Origin of the sequence: Nocardioides abyssi (assembly GCF_030412915.1) — a bacterium.
Lineage (GTDB): Bacteria > Actinomycetota > Actinomycetes > Propionibacteriales > Nocardioidaceae > Nocardioides > Nocardioides abyssi.
Genome location: NZ_JAUHJR010000007.1, coordinates 106,716 through 123,463, shown reverse-complemented (window position 1 = coordinate 123,463; position 16,748 = coordinate 106,716). Strand labels below are relative to the sequence as shown.

Annotated in this window: 17 protein-coding genes and 1 tRNA gene; 3 read left to right on the top strand and 15 right to left on the bottom strand. The window is 73.1% G+C overall.

What is annotated here, in order from left to right; translation table 11 throughout:
• Positions 1–118: 118 nt before the first annotated feature.
• Together QWY29_RS15770 and QWY29_RS15765 are read right to left on the bottom strand one after the other, a co-directional pair.
• Positions 119–646: a Dps family protein gene (locus QWY29_RS15770; protein WP_300961969.1), complete on the bottom strand. Its 528-nt coding sequence runs from the start codon at positions 644–646 to the stop codon at positions 119–121.
• A gap of 52 nt (positions 647–698) precedes the next feature.
• Complete coding sequence (locus tag QWY29_RS15765; protein ID WP_300961968.1) at positions 699–2,372, bottom strand: acyl-CoA synthetase; 1,674 nt, start codon at positions 2,370–2,372, stop codon at positions 699–701.
• 142 nt (positions 2,373–2,514) lie between these two features.
• Here QWY29_RS15765 and QWY29_RS15760 point away from each other — a divergent pair, with 142 nt between their 5' ends.
• On the top strand, positions 2,515–2,970 hold the full coding sequence (locus QWY29_RS15760; protein ID WP_300961967.1) for a winged helix DNA-binding protein: 456 nt from the start codon (positions 2,515–2,517) through the stop codon (positions 2,968–2,970).
• On the opposite strand, the gene murD is transcribed toward QWY29_RS15760, so the two are convergent.
• The 8 genes from murD to QWY29_RS15720 all read right to left on the bottom strand — a co-directional run bounded on the left by murD (position 2,870) and on the right by QWY29_RS15720 (position 8,968).
• A complete protein-coding gene (gene murD / locus QWY29_RS15755) occupies positions 2,870–4,294 on the bottom strand; it encodes a UDP-N-acetylmuramoyl-L-alanine--D-glutamate ligase (RefSeq protein WP_300961966.1) in 1,425 nt (474 codons plus the stop codon). The two genes, QWY29_RS15760 and murD, sit on opposite strands and share 101 nt — an antisense overlap.
• On the bottom strand, positions 4,284–5,609 hold the full coding sequence (locus tag QWY29_RS15750; RefSeq protein ID WP_300961965.1) for a MurL-like N-terminal domain-containing: 1,326 nt from the start codon (positions 5,607–5,609) through the stop codon (positions 4,284–4,286). The genes murD and QWY29_RS15750 overlap by 11 nt, the downstream gene beginning before the upstream one ends.
• Positions 5,610–5,726: 117 nt before the next feature.
• Positions 5,727–5,802 (bottom strand) — tRNA-Ala (locus QWY29_RS15745).
• Between the two features lie 49 nt (positions 5,803–5,851).
• Positions 5,852–6,496, bottom strand: a complete 645-nt coding sequence (locus QWY29_RS15740) for a histidine phosphatase family protein (protein WP_300961964.1) — start codon at positions 6,494–6,496, stop codon at positions 5,852–5,854.
• Positions 6,486–6,863: a ribosome silencing factor gene (gene rsfS / locus QWY29_RS15735; RefSeq protein ID WP_300961963.1), complete on the bottom strand. Its 378-nt coding sequence runs from the start codon at positions 6,861–6,863 to the stop codon at positions 6,486–6,488. The genes QWY29_RS15740 and rsfS overlap by 11 nt, the downstream gene beginning before the upstream one ends.
• Positions 6,860–7,507: a nicotinate-nucleotide adenylyltransferase gene (gene nadD / locus QWY29_RS15730; protein ID WP_300961962.1), complete on the bottom strand. Its 648-nt coding sequence runs from the start codon at positions 7,505–7,507 to the stop codon at positions 6,860–6,862. The genes rsfS and nadD overlap by 4 nt, the downstream gene beginning before the upstream one ends.
• Before the next feature lie 5 nt (positions 7,508–7,512).
• A complete protein-coding gene (locus QWY29_RS15725) occupies positions 7,513–7,668 on the bottom strand; it encodes a hypothetical protein (protein WP_300961961.1) in 156 nt (51 codons plus the stop codon).
• 28 nt (positions 7,669–7,696) lie between these two features.
• Entirely contained in the window at positions 7,697–8,968 is a 1,272-nt protein-coding gene (locus QWY29_RS15720; RefSeq protein ID WP_300961960.1) for a glutamate-5-semialdehyde dehydrogenase, read from the bottom strand.
• Between the two features lie 65 nt (positions 8,969–9,033).
• On the opposite strand from QWY29_RS15720, the gene QWY29_RS15715 reads away from it, so the two are divergent.
• The gene (locus QWY29_RS15715; RefSeq protein WP_300961959.1) at positions 9,034–9,711 is read left to right on the top strand and encodes a hypothetical protein; all 678 of its coding nucleotides are present in this window, start codon (positions 9,034–9,036) and stop codon (positions 9,709–9,711) included.
• A 119-nt stretch (positions 9,712–9,830) separates the two neighbouring features.
• On the opposite strand, the gene QWY29_RS15710 is transcribed toward QWY29_RS15715, so the two are convergent.
• From QWY29_RS15710 to QWY29_RS15690, 5 genes are all read right to left on the bottom strand, one after another.
• The gene (locus QWY29_RS15710) at positions 9,831–11,342 is read right to left on the bottom strand and encodes a flotillin family protein (protein ID WP_300961958.1); all 1,512 of its coding nucleotides are present in this window, start codon (positions 11,340–11,342) and stop codon (positions 9,831–9,833) included.
• Positions 11,343–11,399: 57 nt separating this feature from the next.
• Positions 11,400–11,903: an NfeD C-terminal domain-containing protein gene (locus QWY29_RS15705; protein ID WP_300961957.1), complete on the bottom strand. Its 504-nt coding sequence runs from the start codon at positions 11,901–11,903 to the stop codon at positions 11,400–11,402.
• Between the two features lie 179 nt (positions 11,904–12,082).
• The gene (locus tag QWY29_RS15700; protein ID WP_300961956.1) at positions 12,083–13,036 is read right to left on the bottom strand and encodes an electron transfer flavoprotein subunit alpha/FixB family protein; all 954 of its coding nucleotides are present in this window, start codon (positions 13,034–13,036) and stop codon (positions 12,083–12,085) included.
• 20 nt (positions 13,037–13,056) lie between these two features.
• Positions 13,057–13,833: an electron transfer flavoprotein subunit beta/FixA family protein gene (locus QWY29_RS15695; RefSeq protein WP_439117442.1), complete on the bottom strand. Its 777-nt coding sequence runs from the start codon at positions 13,831–13,833 to the stop codon at positions 13,057–13,059.
• Between the two features lie 145 nt (positions 13,834–13,978).
• Positions 13,979–14,305: a hypothetical protein gene (locus QWY29_RS15690; protein WP_300961954.1), complete on the bottom strand. Its 327-nt coding sequence runs from the start codon at positions 14,303–14,305 to the stop codon at positions 13,979–13,981.
• A 127-nt stretch (positions 14,306–14,432) separates the two neighbouring features.
• On the opposite strand from QWY29_RS15690, the gene glgX reads away from it, so the two are divergent.
• Positions 14,433–16,586: a glycogen debranching protein GlgX gene (gene glgX, locus QWY29_RS15685; RefSeq protein ID WP_300961953.1), complete on the top strand. Its 2,154-nt coding sequence runs from the start codon at positions 14,433–14,435 to the stop codon at positions 16,584–16,586.
• Positions 16,587–16,748: the final 162 nt, after the last annotated feature.

The following is a 16,748-nucleotide window of genomic DNA, read 5'->3' as shown; positions in this document are numbered from 1 at the left end:
GCGCAGCAACCGTCTCGAAACCTCCCGACGAGCGCAGGGCAGCGCGCACGGTCACCGGGTTTCGAGACAGGCGCCAGCGCGCCTTCCTCAACCCACCGGCCAGCGCTGGGCGACCGGGTCAGCGGTGGATGGAGCGCGGGAGGCTGCGGTTGGCGACGCGGTTCTCGGCGTCGATCATCCAGGCGAGCTGCTCGAGGCGCTCGATGATGACGTGCAGGATGTCGGCGGTGGTGGGGTCCTCGGCGTCGACGTCGTCGTGGATCCGGCGGGCGGTCGCGGTGACGCCGTAGATCGCGGTCGTGATCAGGTCGACGCACTCGGCGGTGTTGACCTCGCCCGCGGGGAACGGCGGCAGCGAGGTCTGCTCGGCGACGGCGGCGGAGCGGCCGTCGGGCACGACGTACAGCGCGCGCATCCGCTCGGCGACCTGGTCGGAGAACTCACGCGCGGCGTCGACGACCTCGTCGAGCTGCAGGTGGAGGTCGCGGAAGTTGAGGCCGACGACGTTCCAGTGGGCCTGCTTGCCCTGCAGGTGCAGCTCGATCAGGTCGACGCTGAGCTGCTGCAGGTGCGTGGCGAGCTGCTCGGAGGCGGTGAAGGCCGGGGTGGCGACGTGGGTCTGGTCGGGGTGCAGGAGATCGGTCATGTCATCCACCTAACCAGGTTTTCTGGATCGGTTCCAGAAAGGAAAGGCTCCCCTAAGCGGGCGCCGGCGTCGACTCCGCGGCCCCCGCGGTCGCCTGGGTCTTCGCCCAGCGGTAGTCGGCCTTGCCCGAGGGCGAGCGCTCGACCCGACCGACCCGCACGACCGCCCGCGGGATCTTGTAGCGGGCGACGTGCTCGGCGCAGACCGCCAGCAGGTCCTCGTCGGTCGCCTCCCCGCCGTCGGCGAGCTGGACGACCGCGACCGGTTCGCTCCCCCAGCGCTCGGAGGGGCGCCCGACGACCACCACGTCACGCACGGCCGGGTGGTGGGCGAGGGCGCGCTCGACCTCCTCGACGAAGATCTTCTCGCCGCCGGAGTTGATGGTGACCCCGTCGCGACCGAGCAGGCGGATCCGTCCGTCCTCGAGCAGGTCGGCCCGGTCGCCCGGGATCGAGAACCGCTCGCCGTCGATGACCGGGAAGGTCCGCGCGGTCTTGGCCGCGTCGCCGAGGTAGCCCAGCGGGACCCGGCCGCGCTGGGCCAGCCAGCCGCCGCCCTCGCCGGACTCCAGCACGCGGGTGAGCAGGTCGTCGACGACGGTCGTCGCCGGCACGGGCGCGAACGTCGCGGCGTCGGCCTCCATTCCCTTCAGCGACATCGAGCTCATCTGCAGCCCGGTCTCCGACGAGCCGGCGGCGTCCATGACGACCATGTGCGGCGCGAGCTCGAGAAACCGGTCGCGCACCGCCGGCGTCAGCGGCGCGCTGCCGTTGTTGATCGCCGCCAGGCCGGACAGGTCGTAGTCGCCGCGCTCGATCTCGTCGATGAGCGGCCGCACGACGGCGTCGCCCACCACGGGGATGCTGACCGCCCCCTCCCGGATCGCGGTCGTCAGCACGTCGGCGGCGTCGAGGTGGTCGACGTGGTGCGGGAGCACGATCCTGCCGCCGTTGGTGATCGTGTGGAACGTCGACCACTGCGCGGCGCCGTGCATGAAGGGCAGCGCCATCAGCAGGGTCATCCCACCGCCGGCGGCGCGAGCGGCCTCCGCGATCGCGTCGTACGACGTGTGGGGCTCGGTCGTGCCGAACGGCGTGCCGCCCATCGACGTGACGTAGATGTCGTCCTGGCGCCACAGCACACCCTTGGGCATCCCGGTCGTGCCGCCGGTGTAGAGCACGAACAGGTCGTCCGGCGACGGCTCGGCCATCCCGGCGGCCGGCTCCGGCGTCGCGAGCACCGACTCGTAGTCGACGGCGCCGGGCAGCAGGTCGTTGCCGGAGTCGTCGGCGACCTGGACGAGCACGCGCAGCTGCGGCAGCCGGTCGCGGATGGCGGCGACCCGCGGGGCGAACTCGGCGTGGAAGACCAGCGCGGTCGCCTGGCAGTCGGCGAGCAGGTAGGCCAGCTCCTCCTCGACGTACCGGTAGTTGACGTTGATCGCCGTGGCCCGGGCGCGGTAGCTGCCGAGCATCCCCTCGAGGTACTCGTTGCCGTTGCGCAGGTAGAGCGCGACGTGGTCCTGCCCGGACTCGTGGCCGGCCAGCTCCGCGCGCTCGCGGTGGCAGCCCAGGCCCTGCCCGACGAGGAAGTGGGCGATGCCGTCGACGCGGCGGTCGAGCTCGCGGTAGGTCAGCCGGCGGTCGCGCCAGACCAGCACCTCCTGGTCGGGGACCGTGGTCGCCACGGTCCGGAACACCGTCGAGAGGTTGAACTGCTGACTCATCGCGCCTCCTGGGTGGAACAGGTTGCAGAAAACCTAGAGCACCAGCGCGCCGATGTGACGAGCGTTACGGTCCTGTCCCAGGGACGGAGACGGCCCGCACTCGTTGAGGGACGAGCGGGCCACCGCGTGGGAGGGGTGTGTCATGGACCGGGTCGAGGACCTGCTGCACGAGGCGCTCTCGGAGTACGCCGTCCAGGGCGACGCCTACCTCGCGCGGGTCGCCGAGCGGCTCTCCACCGGCCTGGGCCGCGGCGCGCTGTCGATCCTCATGCGCGTCGAGCGCTTCGGCGGCCTGCGCGAGTGCGACCTGACCGCGCAGCTGCGGCTGCCGGCGGCCGAGACCCGTCGGCACGTCGACGACCTGGTCGGGCGCGGGCTGGCCACCCGCACCGGGGACGGCTCGCTCGCCGTCGTGCGGGTCACCGCCCGCGCGCGGGACTTCCTGGCCGACGCCGCCGACGAGCGCCGCGGACGGATCCTCGACAGCCTCGGCGAGTTCACGCTGGAGGAGAAGGAGTCCTTCGCCCGGCTGCTGGCGAAGTTCGTCCAGCGTGACGACCTGGTGGTCCGCTCGCTGGACCTCCCCCAGCGCCGCTGACGGCGGCCGCCGCGCGGAACGCCGTCGAGCGCTCCTCGAAGCTGGCGAACTCATCGAAGCTCGGGGCGCCCGGCGACAGCAGGACCACCTCGGCCCCCACGGTGTCGGCGGTGCTCCCGGCCCAGGCCAGCGCGGTCGCGAAGTCGGGCGCGAGGCGCACGTCGTCGAGCTCGCGCGCCAGCCGCGCGCCGGCCGGGCCCACGGCGATCGTCGCGACCCGGGCGGCCGGGTCGCGCCGGGCGAGGTAGTCGACCAGCGGGGCGAACGACAGCCCTCGGTCCGCCCCGCCGGCGAGCAGGACGACCGGCGTGGCGGCGTACGTCTCCAGGGCGGCGACCACCGACTCGGGCGCGGTGGCCAGGCTGTCGTCGACCCAGGCGCGGCCGTCGCCGGAGGGCACCTGCTCGAGGCGGTGGGCCAGCGGCGCGAACGTGCGGGCGGCGGCGAGCAGGCGCCCGCGGTCGGGGCCGGCCGTGCTTTCGCCGACGAGCGTGTCGACCGCGGCCAGCGCGAGCGCGAGGTTGGCCAGGTTGTGCCGCCCGCGCAGCGCGACCTCGTCGGCCCGCAGGTCGCCCGCGTCCTGCCAGGACAGCCCGTCGTCGGTCACGACCAGGCCGAGCGCGGCCGGGTCGAGCAGCCGGGTGGCCGGCCCCAGGCGCGCGGCCACGAGCCGGGCCACCTCGCCGGCGACGTCGGGCACGACGACGGTCTCGGGGCCGTGCGCGACGAGGGTGAGCTTGTCGGCGACGTACTGCTCGTAGCCGCCGTGCCAGGGCAGGTGCTCGGCGTAGAGCGAGGTGACCACCGCGACGCGCGGCGAGCAGGTGAGGTCGGCGGCCTGGTAGCTGGAGACCTCCGCGACGGCGTACGCCGCGTCCGGGCGGTCGCCGGCCGTCACCGGGACGCCGCCGTTGCCGACGAGCGCGGCGTCCACGCCGAGGCCGGCGAGCAGGTGCCGGACCAGGCTCGCGGTGGTGCTCTTGCCCTTGGTGCCGGTCACGGCGACGGTGCGCGCGCCGTTGTCGTGGAGCCACAGGTCGGTGAGGGAGGTGACGGGCACGCCCCGCTCGCGCAGGTGGAGGTACTCCGGGGCGGTGTGCGGGACCCCGGGCGACTTGACCACGACGTCCGCGGCGGCCAACCGCTCGAGCGCGGCCTCCCCGGTGACCGCCTGGGAGGCGAGGTCGTCGGGCACGACCCCGTCGCCGGTGAGCGCGACGGTGGGGTGCAGGCCGCGGGCGGTCAGCTCGGCGAGCGCGGCGCGGCCCTCGCGGCCAGCGCCCCACACCACGACGGTGCGGCCGGCCAGGTCCTCAAACCGCACGGGCGACCGGTTCCAGGGCGGGCGGCAGCAGATGCTCGCCCTCGCGGAAGGCGAAGACCGCCTCCCGCTCGGCCGGCGTCGCGGTTACCGCGGCGACCTCGGGGTGGGCCAGGAAGGGGTGGTCGCGCCAGTCGGGGTGCTCGCGCAGCAGCTCCAGCGCGACGCGGCACTCGTCGGGCTCGCCGACGCACTCGAAGGGCTTGAGCAGCCCGTCGACGCCGAGCAGCTCGAGGAACCCGGTCAGCTGCCCGGTGTCGGCGAGCACGTCCCGCCCGCCGAAGACCTCCAGCAGCGCCGCGCGGGACAGGAAGGGCGCGAGGCAGAGGAACACGAACCGGCACTTCGGGCAGTCCCCGCACCACGACGTCCGGTCGCCCTCGGCGAGCTTGAAGGCGCGGTTGCAGCTGGTGAAGACGCGGTGGTACGCCGTGTGGTCGGCGAAGCGCCGCGCGATCCGCAGCTCGGTGAGCGGCCGCAGCAGCGAGAGGTAGGTCGGCGCGCCCGCGGGCAGGCTCGCGCGCAGCAGCCGCTCGAAGTCCAGCCCCTTGGACCACTGGTGGTTGACGGTGCGGCCGTGCCAGGTGACGTTGCCGAACGACGAGCTCGCCTCGTTGCTGAAGACCACGGTGTCGCGGCCGAGCGCGAGCGCGGTCAGCACGGCGACCAGCGAGTTCACCGCCGTGACCGGGACGTGGCCGTTGGGCGCGCCGGCGGCGTTGAGCTCGAGCAGGTGAGGGTCGATGCGCCGGCGCACCGTGGTGAGGTCGATCCCGGCCGTCTCCGCGGTCGCCTCGATCGGCGCGTAGGAGCCGACCGAGAACAGACCGAGGTCGAAGCCCGCGCCCCGGAGCGCCTCGATCGAGACGATGGAGTCCTTGCCGCCACCGACGGCGACCAGCAGCCGCTCCGGGCCATCGGCCGCCGGCTCCGCGCTCGTCGCGGGCTCGGGCAGCTCGGGGCCCTCGACCTGGAGGTCCAGCACGGCGGGCAGGTCGTTGACGTAGGCGAACTCCCCCAGCCCGTGGCGAGCGACCTCGGTCAGGAACCGGCGCTCGCGGGCGGTCAGGCCAGCGGGCACGCGGATCGGCGCGGGCGCGAAGGCCTTGGCGTAGCTCAACGAGGCCGCGAGCGACAGCAGCCGCAGCACCGGCTCGCGGACGGCCGCGTCGACGTGGTCGAGCGGGCCGGGCAGCTCGAGCACCTCGGTGAACGTGTGGTGCACGGTCGCGCCCGTCACCGCGGCGTACCGCAGCGAGACGGTGGTGCCGTCGAGGACCGGCGGCTCGCAGAGCAGCGCTTCGACCTCGTCCACCACGGCCGCGATCCTACGTCCGCACCCGCCTCGTCGCGGCACGGGCTCGATGCGCCCGGCGCACTCGTGCCGAAATGGCATCAGGGCCCGGCGCGTCCGCGCCCGGCCCTGATGAAGTCCTGGTGGAGCTGAGGGGACTCGAACCCCTGACCCTCTGCATGCCATGCAGATGCGCTACCAGCTGCGCCACAGCCCCAGGTCGCTGCCGTCCGGGTCTCCCCGTCAGGCGGCTCGCAGAATGTTACTCATAGAGCTTCGGAGGACGAAATCGGGGTCAGGCCGTAGCCCGCGAGCACCGTCCGGTCCCGCTGCTCGAGCACCAGCCAGTGGCAGTTGCCCGGCGCGCGCAGGGTCCGCTCGGCCTCGGCCGGCCACCCGAGCAGGGCCGCGACGCCACGGATGATCGCGCCGCCGTGCGAGACGGCGACGGTGGTCTCCCCCGGCGGCGTCGCCGCCAGCAGGTCGGCGAGCGCCTCGGCCACGCGGGCGCGGACCGCGGCGAGCGGCTCGCCGCCGGGCACCACGTCCCAGTCGCCCGCGACGAACGCGGCGAACTCCGCCGGCGCCAGCGCGGCGTACTCCGCGTGGGTCAGCAGCTGCCGCTCCCCCAGGTGCCCCTCGCGCAGCCGCGGGTCGGGCTCGGGCTCCAGGCCCGTCTCCTTAGCGACGTACGCCGCGGTCTGTTGCGCGCGGGCGAGGTCGGAGGTCACCAGCCGGGTGGGGCGGTACGCCGCGACGTACGGCGCCGCCGCGGCGGCCTGGTCGTGGCCGGTCTCGTCGAGGTCGACGTCGTGCTGGCCCTGGATGCGCTGCTCGGCGTTGAACGCTGTGCGGCCGTGCCGCAGCACCACCAGCCGCCGAGGCCCCGCGGTCGCGGGGTCAGCGCTCATGCGAGGTGACGTCCGCGGGCAGCTGGATCGTCGGGCAGTCGCGCCAGAGCCGCTCGAGGGCGTAGAAGGCGCGCTCCTCCTCGTGCTGGACGTGGACGACGACGTCGCCGTAGTCGATGAGGACCCAGCGGCCGTCGCGCTCGCCCTCGCGGCGGATCGGCTTGGCACCGATCTCGCGGAGCTTGTCCTCGACCTCGTCGACGATGGCCTTGACCTGCCGGTCGTTGGTGGCCGAGGCGAGCACGAAGGCGTCGGTGATCGCCAGCTGCTCGCTGACGTCGAAGGCGATGATCTGGGTGGCGAGCTTGTCGCTGGCCGCGCGGGCGGCGGCGTGGACGAGCTCGATGGCGTGGTCGGTGGCGGTCATGAGTCTCCGAGGGTGGGGTCCGGCGGGCTGGCCGCCGGGGCGTCCGGTGGGTAGAGGTCGTGCTTGGCGATGTACTGCACGACGCCGTCGGGCACGAGGTACCAGACGGGCTCGCCGCGGCGGGTGCGGGTGCGGCAGTCGGTCGAGCTGATCGCCAGGGCCGGGATCTCCACCATGGTGACCCGGTCCGCGGGGATCGAGGCCAGCGTGGCCTCGTCCATGGTGTAGCCGGGCCGGGTGCAGCCGACGAACTGGGCGAGCGCGAAGAGCTCCTCGGCGTCGCGCCAGGTGAAGATGTCGGCCAGCGCGTCGGCGCCGGTGATGAAGTACAGGTCGGCGTCCGGCATCGCGGCGCGCAGGTCGCGCAGGGTGTCGATCGTGTACGTCGGGCCCTGGCGGTCGACGTCGACGCGAGACACCGTGAACCGCGGGTTGGACGCGGTGGCGACGACCGTCATCAGGTAGCGGTGCTCGGCCGGCGAGACCACCCGGTCGGACTTCTGCCAGGGGTCACCGGCCGGGACGAAGACGACCTCGTCGAGGTCGAACCACGACTGGACCTCCGCCGCCGCCACCAGGTGGCCGTGGTGGATGGGGTCGAACGTCCCGCCCATCACGCCGACGCGGCGCCGGCGCTCGGTCACGGTGCTCAGCTGTGCTCGCGCCCGCCGCCGAAGGCCACGAGGGCGAGGAGCATGCCGAGGAGGATGACCAGCGCGCCGACCCCGACGCCCCAGCTCAGGGCGTGGTCGACCTCGTGGTGGGACTCCTCGGCGGCGGCGAGGACGACGAGCGCGTTCAGCATGGGGGCAGCCTACCGGCAGGGCCGGGCGTCAGCGGACGTGGCCGTCCCCCGTGACGACGTACTTGGTCGAGGTCATCTCCGGCAGGCCCATCGGTCCGCGCGCGTGGAGCTTCTGGGTGCTGATGCCGATCTCGGCGCCGAAGCCGAACTCCCCGCCGTCGGTGAACCGGGTCGAGGCGTTGACCAGCACCGCGGCCGAGTCGACCTCGGCGACGAACCGGCGGGCGGCGCGCTGGTCGTCGGTGACGATCGCGTCGGAGTGTCCGCTGGAGAAGCGGCGGACGTGCGCGAGGGCGGCGTCGAGGTCGGGGACGACGGCCGCGGAGATGTCGAGGGAGAGGTACTCGGTGGCGAAGTCCTCGTCGGTCGCCGCCACCACGCCGTCGTACGCCGTGAACGCGGCGTCGCCGTGGATCGTCACGCCCGCCTCCTGCAGCGCCGCGACGACGCGGGGCAGGAACTCCTCGGCGACGTCGGCGTGGACCAGCAGCGACTCAGCGGAGTTGCAGACGCTGGTGCGGTGGGTCTTGGAGTTGAGCACGATCGCGAGCGCTCGGTCGAGGTCGGCGCCCCGGTCGACGTAGACGTGGCAGTTGCCGACGCCGGTCTCGATGACCGGCACCGTCGACTCCTCGACGACCGAGCGGATCAGGCCCGCCCCGCCGCGCGGGATGAGCACGTCGACGTGGCCGCGGGCGCGCATCAGCGCCTTGACCGTGTCGCGGGAGTCGCTGGGCACCAGCTGGACGACGTCGACGGGCAGGCCGGACGACGCGGCCGCGGCCCGGAGGACCTCGACGATCGCGGCGTTGCTGGTCGCGGCGCTCGAGCTGCCGCGGAGCAGGACGGCGTTGCCGGACTTCAGGCAGATCCCGGCGGCGTCGGCGGTGACGTTGGGCCGGGCCTCGTAGATCATCCCGACGACGCCGAAGGGCACCCGGACCTGCCGCAGCTCGAGCCCGTTGGCGAGCGTGCCGCCGCGGACCACCTCCCCCACCGGGTCGGGGAGGCCGGCGACATCACGCAGCCCCTGCGCCATGCCCGCGAGCCGGTCGTCGGTGAGCCGGAGCCGGTCGACGACGTTCGGCGGGGTGCCGCCCTCCTCGGCGCGGGCGACGTCCTCGGCGTTGGCGGCCAGCAGCGTCGGGGCCTCGGCCAGCAGCGCGTCGGCCATCGCCTCCAGCGCGGCGTCCTTCTGCGCGCGGGTCGCGATCGCGAGGACCCGCGCGGCCTCCCGGGCGCGGACCGCGAGGTCGATGACGTCCTGGTCGGTGGTCGCGCTGGCGGTGCCGCTGGTCATGGTCCGAGCGTAGTCAGTGCGGGCTCCCTGGTTTCCGCTGGTCCCGCGAGGGGGACGCACTGCGCATGACCCGCACCCGCGCCGCGTACGCCGCCCCGCTGCTCGCCCTCGCGCTCCTCGCCACCGGCTGCGCCGAGGACGAGCCCGACGCGGCCCCGGCCGAGCCGTCCTCGTCGTCCTCGTCGTCCTCGTCGTCTCCGGCGTCCTCGTCGTCAGCGTCCCCCACCGCCCCCGGCTCGCCCGCCTCCGGGTCGGCGTCCGGCGGACCCGGCGAGCTGGTCGCCGAGCGCAACGGCACGAGCGCGCCGTGCATCGAGCAGGTCCGACCGGGTGACCGGATCGCGCTCCACGACCCGGTCCTGGTCGCGCGCGGGCCGGTGACGATCACGGGCGTCGAGCCCGTCCCGTCCGACGGACGCCTGCGGCTGCTGCCCGACCCCCAGGTGGTGACGGTCACCGCCGACCCGGCCTTCGGCCCCGGCATCCAGGTCGGCGAGGACTGGCCGATCACCGCGACCGCCGAGCTGCGCCGCGCCACGGACTGGGCCGGCCGCGGCGACCTGGTCGGGCGCGAGGTCGCCGACGGCGAGCGGATCCTCCCGCTCCTCGGTGTCCGGCTCTCCCGCGACGTCCGGGGCCCGGTGCTGCTCGAGGGCTTCGAGGTCCGCTACGAGAGCGAGGACGGCACGGGGAGCTCCGTCCTCGCCGAGGTCGGGTCGAACCTCAGCCCGGGCCGCTGCTGACCGTCGACTGATCCGTCCGGCGACCGACGAACGGGGTCGTGTGCCCGGGGACGCGTCCTTCCGCGTCCTGGAGCACACGACCCCGCCGTCGGGTCGTCCCGGAGTGGTGCGCGGGCCGGCTACTCCGCCGGCGTACCGCTGGTGACGGGGGTCTGCTCCCCGCCGGTGGCCTTGTTGATCGAGCCCTTGACGAGCGCTTCGAGGTCCAGGCCGGTCGACGTCTTGAGCATGCTCAGCGTCTGCACGACGTTGTCGTTGACCTGGCGCGGCAGCGCGCCGGCGCCGTCGGGCGAGATGACCGTGAGCTGGTCGATGGCGCTGATCGGCGAGGCGACCTCGCGGGCGATCTGGGGCAGGACCTCGATGAGCATCTGGAGCACCGCGGCGTCGTTGTAGTGCGCGAACGCCTCGGCCCGCTTGTCCATCGCCTCGGCCTCGGCGTGCCCGACGGCCAGGGTCGCGGCCGCCTGGGCCTCACCCTCGGCGCGGGTGGCCTCGGCCTCGGCGACGCGGCGGGCCCGCTCGGCCTCACCGCGGCGCTCGCCCTCGATGGCCTCGGCCTCGGCGAGCGCGGAGCGGCGGGACTTCTCCGCCTCACCGGTCAGCCGGGCCTCCTCGGCCTTGGCCTGGGCGGCGGCGATCGTCGCGGCCTTGCGGGCCTCGGCGCCGGCGATCTCGGCGCTGCGCTTGGCCTCCGCCTCCTGCTCGACCTTGTAGCGCTCGGCGTCCGCGGGCTTGCGCACCTGGGTCTCGAGCTGGCGCTCGGTCAGCGCCGCCTGCCGCACGGCGACCTTCTCCTGCTCCAGCAGGATCGCCTGGTCCCGGTCGGCCTGCGCGAGCGGGCCGGAGGCCGAGGCGTTGGCCGCGGCCGCGTCGGTCTCGGCCTTGATCTCGGCCTGCTTGAGCGCCAGCGCCCGCTGGGAGATCGCGATCTCCTGCTCGGCGAGGATCCGCGCCTGCTCGGCGGCCTGCCGGGCGTTGGCCTCCGCGATCGAGGCGGCCTGCTGGATGCGGGCGGCCTCGGGGCGACCGAGGTCGGCGAGGTAGGTGCCGTCATCGGTGACGTCCTGGATCTGGAAGGTGTCGAGGATCAGGCCCTGGCCGGTCAGCGAGTTCTCCGACTCGTCGGCCACCCGCTGCGCGAACGCCGCGCGGTCGCGGATGATCTGCTCGACGGTCAGCCCGCCGACGATGGAGCGCAGCGCACCGGCGAGCACCTCCTGGGTGAACGCCTCGACGTCCTGCTGCTGGCTGAGGAACCGCTGGGCGGCGAGCCGGATCTGGTCGGCGTTGCCACCGACCTTGACGATCGCGACACCCTCGACGTTGAGCTTGATGCCCTGGCCGGAGACCGCGCCGCGGATCTGCACCGAGATGCGCCGCGACGACAGGTCGAGGACGCCGAGCTTCTGCACGAACGGGATGACGAAGGTGCCACCGCCGAGGATGACCTTCTGGCCCGACAGGTCGGTGGTCAGCGCCCCGGTCTCGGGGTTGAGCACCGCCTTGCCCTTGCGGCCGGTGACGATGAAGGCCTGGTTGGGGCCCGCCACCTTGTAGCGGCTGGTGACGAGCAGCACCAGCAGCACGAGCAGGACGACGAGCCCTCCGACGGGCAGCAGCAGATCCATCCGGGTCCTCCGGGATTCAGGTGGGTGGGAGTGGTGGTGGTGGTGGTGTGGTGACGGTCAGGACAGCCCGTCCCACAGCGGGGCCACGGTGACCGCCGTCGGGGACAGCACGCTGGTCACGTGGACCCGCGTGCCCTGCTCGAGGGGCCGGTCCGCGCGGGCGTTGAAGCGCAGCACGTGGCCGCCGACGAGGACGTCGACGACGCCGAAGCCCTCGGACGGGATCGTGGTGACGACGCGGCCGTCGCGGCCGAGTGCGTCCTCGCCGGTGGGGGTCGCGTCGGTGCCACCGCCGCGGACGAGGCGGGTGAGCGAGGCCGCGAGCCAGCCGAAGAGCACGCCGGCGACCAGGCCGACCGGCAGCGACAGCGCGGCGGGAGCGCCCAGCGCCTGGGCGGTCGCGCCGCCGAAGCCGGTGGCGGCGACGAACGCGCCGATGACCGCGGTGGAGAAGACGTCGCCGCTCAGCGCGTCGAGGGCCCCGTCGAGGACGTCGCCGAGCAGCAGCGAGACGAGCAGCAGCAGCACGCCCACCGCACCGATGACGAGGAAAGCGGTCACGCGAGGACTCCTGCTGACGAGACGCCCGAGGTTCCGGGCACGTCCGCAGCCTCCCCACTCGTCCCGGTTCCAACCACCCACCGCCCACCCGGCTGGACCGGGGCCCGACATGCCGACGGCCCGCCCGAGCTGGTGCTCGGACGGGCCGTCGTACGCCGCGTGGTGCGGCGGGCTGGTGGTCAGCCCTTGCGCTTGTTGATCTCCTCGGTCGCGGCCGGGAGGACCGAGTGCAGGTCGCCCACGACGCCGAAGTCGACGAGCTCGAAGATCGGCGCCTCCTCGTCCTTGTTGACCGCGACGATCGTCTTCGAGGTCTGCATGCCGGCGCGGTGCTGGATCGCACCGGAGATGCCGTTGGCCACGTAGAGCTGCGGGGAGACGACCTTGCCGGTCTGGCCGACCTGGAAGGTGTGCGGCATCCAGCCGGAGTCGACCGCGGCGCGCGAGGCACCCACGGCCGCGCCGAGCGCGTCGGCGAGGCCCTCGACCGGCTCGAAGTTGCCGCCGGTGCCACGGCCGCCGGAGACCACGATCGCGGCCTCGGTCAGCTCGGGGCGACCCGACGCCTTGCGCGGCTGCTGGGCCACGATCTGCGCCTTCTTGGCCGCGTCGGAGATCGTCGCGGCGAACTCCTCGACGGTGCCGGCGGCGCCGACCTCCTCCACCGGGGCGGAGTTGGGCTTGACCGTGATGAGCGGGACACCCTTGGTGACCTTGCCCTTGACGGTGTAGTTGCCGGCGAAGGCGGACTGGGTGACGACGCCACCCTCCTCGACGTCGACGGCGTCGGTGATGATCCCCGAGCCGGTCTTGATCGCCAGGCGGGCGGCGACCTCCTTGCCCTCGTAGCCGGAGACGAACAGCACCGCGGCCGGGGAGGTCTTCTCCACCAGCTGGGCCAGCGCCTCGGCCTTGGGGGCGACCAGGTAGCCCTTGATCTCGGTGTCGTCGACGACGTACACCTTCTCGGCGCCGAGCTGGCCGAGCTTCTGCGCGGCCTCGCCGCCCTTGTCGGAGGAACCGAAGAAGACTGCCGAGGGCTCGCCCAGGCGGCGGGCCAGGGTGAGCAGCTCGAAGGTCGGCTTGCGGATCGCGCCGTCGACGTGGTCGACGACGACCAGGACTTCAGACATCTCTCGTTACCCCTCGGTCCTCAGATGAACTTCTTCGACACGAGGAACTCGGTCAGCGCCGTGGCACCCGAGCCGTCCTCGTCCTTGACGATCTCGCCGGCGGTGCGCGGCGGGCGGGCCGTGGTCTCGGTGACCTCGGTCCACGCCACCGACAGGCCGACCTCGGAGGCGTCGACGCCGATGTCGGAGAGCGACCAGGTCTCGAGCGGCTTCTTCTTCGCCGCCATGATCCCCTTGAACGACGGGTAGCGCGCCTCGCCGGTCTGGTCGGTGACCGACATGACCAGCGGCATCGTCGCGCCGATGACCTCGGTCGCGGTGTCGGAGTCGCGCTTGATCCGCACCTGGTCGCCCTGCGTCTCCACGACGGAGGCGAAGGTGACCTGGGGCAGGTCGAGGCGCTCGGCGAGCATCGCGGGCACGACCGAGCCGGAGGCGTCGGTCGAGGCCATGCCGCACATGACGAGGTCGACCTTGTTCTCCGCCCCGGCCTTCTCGACGGCCTTGGCCAGCACGAGCGAGGTCGCGACGTAGTCGGAGCCGGCGATGGCCTCGTCGCTGACGAGGATGCCGGAGTCGGCGCCCATCTGCAGCGCCTTGCGGACAGCGTCGACGGCCTTCTCCGGACCCACGCAGAGCGCGGTCACGGTGGTGCCCTCGTTCTTCTCCTTCAGCTGCAGCGCCTGCTCGACGGCATACTCGTCGAGCTCCGACAGGAGCCCGTCGACGCCGACTCGGTCCACGGTGTTGTCCGACTCGAACTGCCGGTCGGCAGTGGAGTCGGGCACGTACTTCACACAGACAACAATGTTCATGGTGACGGCCGCGAAGGCCCCTCCTGTGCACTCGGATGTGTTCGTGAGGCTACCGCCGGGTCAACAAGCACGAAACAGAGGCGGGCGGTGGACTACCTCACAGCCCCGGCCACTGGCGTCCCGACCCTCAGGGGCGTACGACGCGCTCGACGATCCGGCCCACCACGAGCCAGGCCACGGCGCCCAGGCCCCAGTTGAACAGCGCGTTCTTGGTCTCGGCGTTGCCGCCCTCGAACTGCTTGACGCCGTTGTCGCGGGAGAAGATGCCGAGGTCGACGGCGTCGGCGACGTCGAGCACGAAGGCGACCAGGCCGTTGTCGCGGTTGGCGTCCAGCGCGATGCACAGCGCCCCGACCGCGAGGAAGATCGCCGCCAGCGCGAACAGCGTCCACAGCACCGTCGCGACCTGTGCCCGTGCTTTCGCGCCGCCGGTGAGGCCCTTCATGCGTGCCATGCCGCTCCCTTGGTGGTGTGGCCAGATGCTGCGGGTCGGTGGTCCGGTCGTGTGACGAAGCCGTCGCGACGCCGGTGTCCGGGGGCATTGTGCCCCGGCCGCCGAAGCGGTCGGTGACAATGGGCCGGTGAGCCCGAGGATCTGGAGGAGCGAAGGCGAGCGCGCCGCCGTCTGGCCGGGCCGGGCGTGGCCGCTGGGTGCGACCTGGTCGGAGGAGGCCACGAACTTCGCGGTGCACGCGCCGCGGGCGAGCGCCGCCTGGCTGTGCCTGCTCGACGACGAGGGCGGCGAGACCCGCCACCGGCTCACCGAGCAGACGCTCGGCATCTGGCACGGCGCCATCCCCGGCGTCCGGCCCGGCACCCGCTACGGCTACCGGGTCGAGGGCGCGTGGGACCCCGCCGCCGGGCTGCGGTTCAACCCGAACAAGCTGCTGCTCGACCCCTTCGCCCGGGCGGTCTCCGGCTCGCTGACCGTCGACCCGGCGATCTTCGGCTACGCGTTCGGCGACCACACCGAGATGAGCCAGAGCGACTCCGCGGCGTACGTCCCGACCGGCGTGGTCGTCCACGACGACTTCGACTGGGGCGACGACCAGCCGATGCGGCGACGCTGGCGCGACACGGTCATCTACGAGCTGCACGTCAAGGGGATGACCGCGCTGCACGACCGGGTGCCCGAGCACCTGCGCGGGACGTACGCCGGCCTCGCGACGCCCGCGGTCGTCGACTACTTGCGCGACCTCGGGATCACGGCCGTCGAGCTGCTGCCGGTCCACCAGTTCGTCCCCGAGCCGAGCCTGGCCGAGCGCGGGCTGACCAACTACTGGGGCTACAACACCCTCAACTACTTCTCCCCCCACAACGCCTACGCCGCGTCCGGCGACCGGGGCCAGCAGGTCACCGAGTTCAAGGCGATGGTCAAGGCCTTCCACGACGCAGGGATCGAGGTCATCCTCGACGTCGTCTACAACCACACCGCCGAGGCCGGCGCGCTCGGCCCCACGCTGTCCTTCCGCGGCCTCGACGACTCGATCTACTACCGCGTCGCCGGCAGCGACGTGCCCGGCGAGCCCGCGCCCGACACCTACTGGGACGTCACCGGCTGCGGCAACACCGTCGACGCCGCGCAGCCGCTCGCGCTGCGGATGATCCTGGACTCGCTGCGCTACTGGGTCACCGAGATGCACGTCGACGGGTTCCGCTTCGACCTGATGTCGGCGCTCACCCGCGTCGACCGCCGCGTCGACATGGGCTCCCACCTGCTCACCGCCATCGGCCAGGACCCGGTGCTGCGCCACGTCAAGCTCATCGCCGAGCCGTGGGACGCCTCGATGGACGGCTACCGCGTCGGGGAGTTCCCGCCGCCGTGGGTGGAGTGGAACGACCAGTACCGCGACGAGATCCGCGACTTCTGGCGCAACCACTCCCCCGGCATCCGCCAGGTCGCGACCCGGCTCGCGGGCTCTAGCGACCTGTACGCCGACGACGGCCGGTCGCCGTACAACTCTATCAACTTCATCACCGCCCACGACGGCTTCACGCTGCGCGACCTGGTGACCTACGAGCACAAGCACAACGAGGCCAACGGCGAGCAGAACCGCGACGGCACCGACAACAACCGCTCGTGGAACCACGGCGTCGAGGGCGAGACCGACGACCCCGCGCTCATCGCCGTCCGGCGCCGGCAGGCCGCGAACATGATGGCCACGCTCTGCCTGTCCAACGGCGTCCCGATGATCACCGCCGGCGACGAGCGGGGCCGCACCCAACGCGGCAACAACAACGCCTACTGCCAGGACAACGAGACCTCCTGGATCGACTGGCGGCCCGACGACGCGTGGCTGGACGTCTACGAGGTCACCAAGATGGCGCTGCGGCTGCGCCGCGAGCACCCCGCGCTGCGGCAGCGGCACTGGTTCGAGGGGCGCCCGACGATCCGCGGCGGTCCCAAGGACCTCGCCTGGCTGCACCCCTCGGGCCGCGAGATGGAGCCCGACGACTGGCACGACCCCGACCTGCGCACGATCGGGATGTTCGTCTCCGGCGCGCCGCTGCGCTCCCCCGGACCGCGCGGCGAGCAGCAGGTCGACAAGTCCTTCATGCTCTGGTTCAACGCGACCTGGCTGCCCCAGCGCATCGAGCTGCCCGAGAACGACTGGGTGCACGAGGGCGTCGTCGTCCTCTCCACCGACGCCCGGCTGCCCGTCGGCGCCGAGGTCAAGGCCGGCGACCGCCTCGAGCTGGGTCGCCGGACCGTCGTCGTCCTCCGCCAGGCCTGAGGCCCACCGCCCCGGCTGGTTGAGGAAGGCGCGCTGGCGCCTGTCTCGAAACCCGCCGGGGCCGCCCTGGACGGAAGGCCGCGGGAGGTTTCGAGACGGTTGCTGCGCAACCTCCTCAACCACCCGGGAGCCGGGCCCCGGCTGGTTGAGGAAGGCGCGCTG

What these genes read in the sequence shown, in the direction of transcription:
- QWY29_RS15770 (WP_300961969.1), bottom strand. Translation starts at nt 646, where the DNA reads ATGACCGATCTCCTGCACCCCGACCAGACCCACGTCGCCACCCCGGCC.
- QWY29_RS15765 (WP_300961968.1), bottom strand. Translation starts at nt 2,372, where the DNA reads ATGAGTCAGCAGTTCAACCTCTCGACGGTGTTCCGGACCGTGGCGACC.
- QWY29_RS15760 (WP_300961967.1), top strand. Translation starts at nt 2,515, where the DNA reads ATGGACCGGGTCGAGGACCTGCTGCACGAGGCGCTCTCGGAGTACGCC.
- QWY29_RS15740 (WP_300961964.1), bottom strand. Translation starts at nt 6,496, where the DNA reads ATGAGCGCTGACCCCGCGACCGCGGGGCCTCGGCGGCTGGTGGTGCTG.
- rsfS (WP_300961963.1), bottom strand. Translation starts at nt 6,863, where the DNA reads ATGACCGCCACCGACCACGCCATCGAGCTCGTCCACGCCGCCGCCCGC.
- QWY29_RS15725 (WP_300961961.1), bottom strand. Translation starts at nt 7,668, where the DNA reads ATGCTGAACGCGCTCGTCGTCCTCGCCGCCGCCGAGGAGTCCCACCAC.
- QWY29_RS15720 (WP_300961960.1), bottom strand. Translation starts at nt 8,968, where the DNA reads ATGACCAGCGGCACCGCCAGCGCGACCACCGACCAGGACGTCATCGAC.
- QWY29_RS15715 (WP_300961959.1), top strand. Translation starts at nt 9,034, where the DNA reads ATGACCCGCACCCGCGCCGCGTACGCCGCCCCGCTGCTCGCCCTCGCG.
- QWY29_RS15710 (WP_300961958.1), bottom strand. Translation starts at nt 11,342, where the DNA reads ATGGATCTGCTGCTGCCCGTCGGAGGGCTCGTCGTCCTGCTCGTGCTG.
- QWY29_RS15700 (WP_300961956.1), bottom strand. Translation starts at nt 13,036, where the DNA reads ATGTCTGAAGTCCTGGTCGTCGTCGACCACGTCGACGGCGCGATCCGC.
- QWY29_RS15690 (WP_300961954.1), bottom strand. Translation starts at nt 14,305, where the DNA reads ATGGCACGCATGAAGGGCCTCACCGGCGGCGCGAAAGCACGGGCACAG.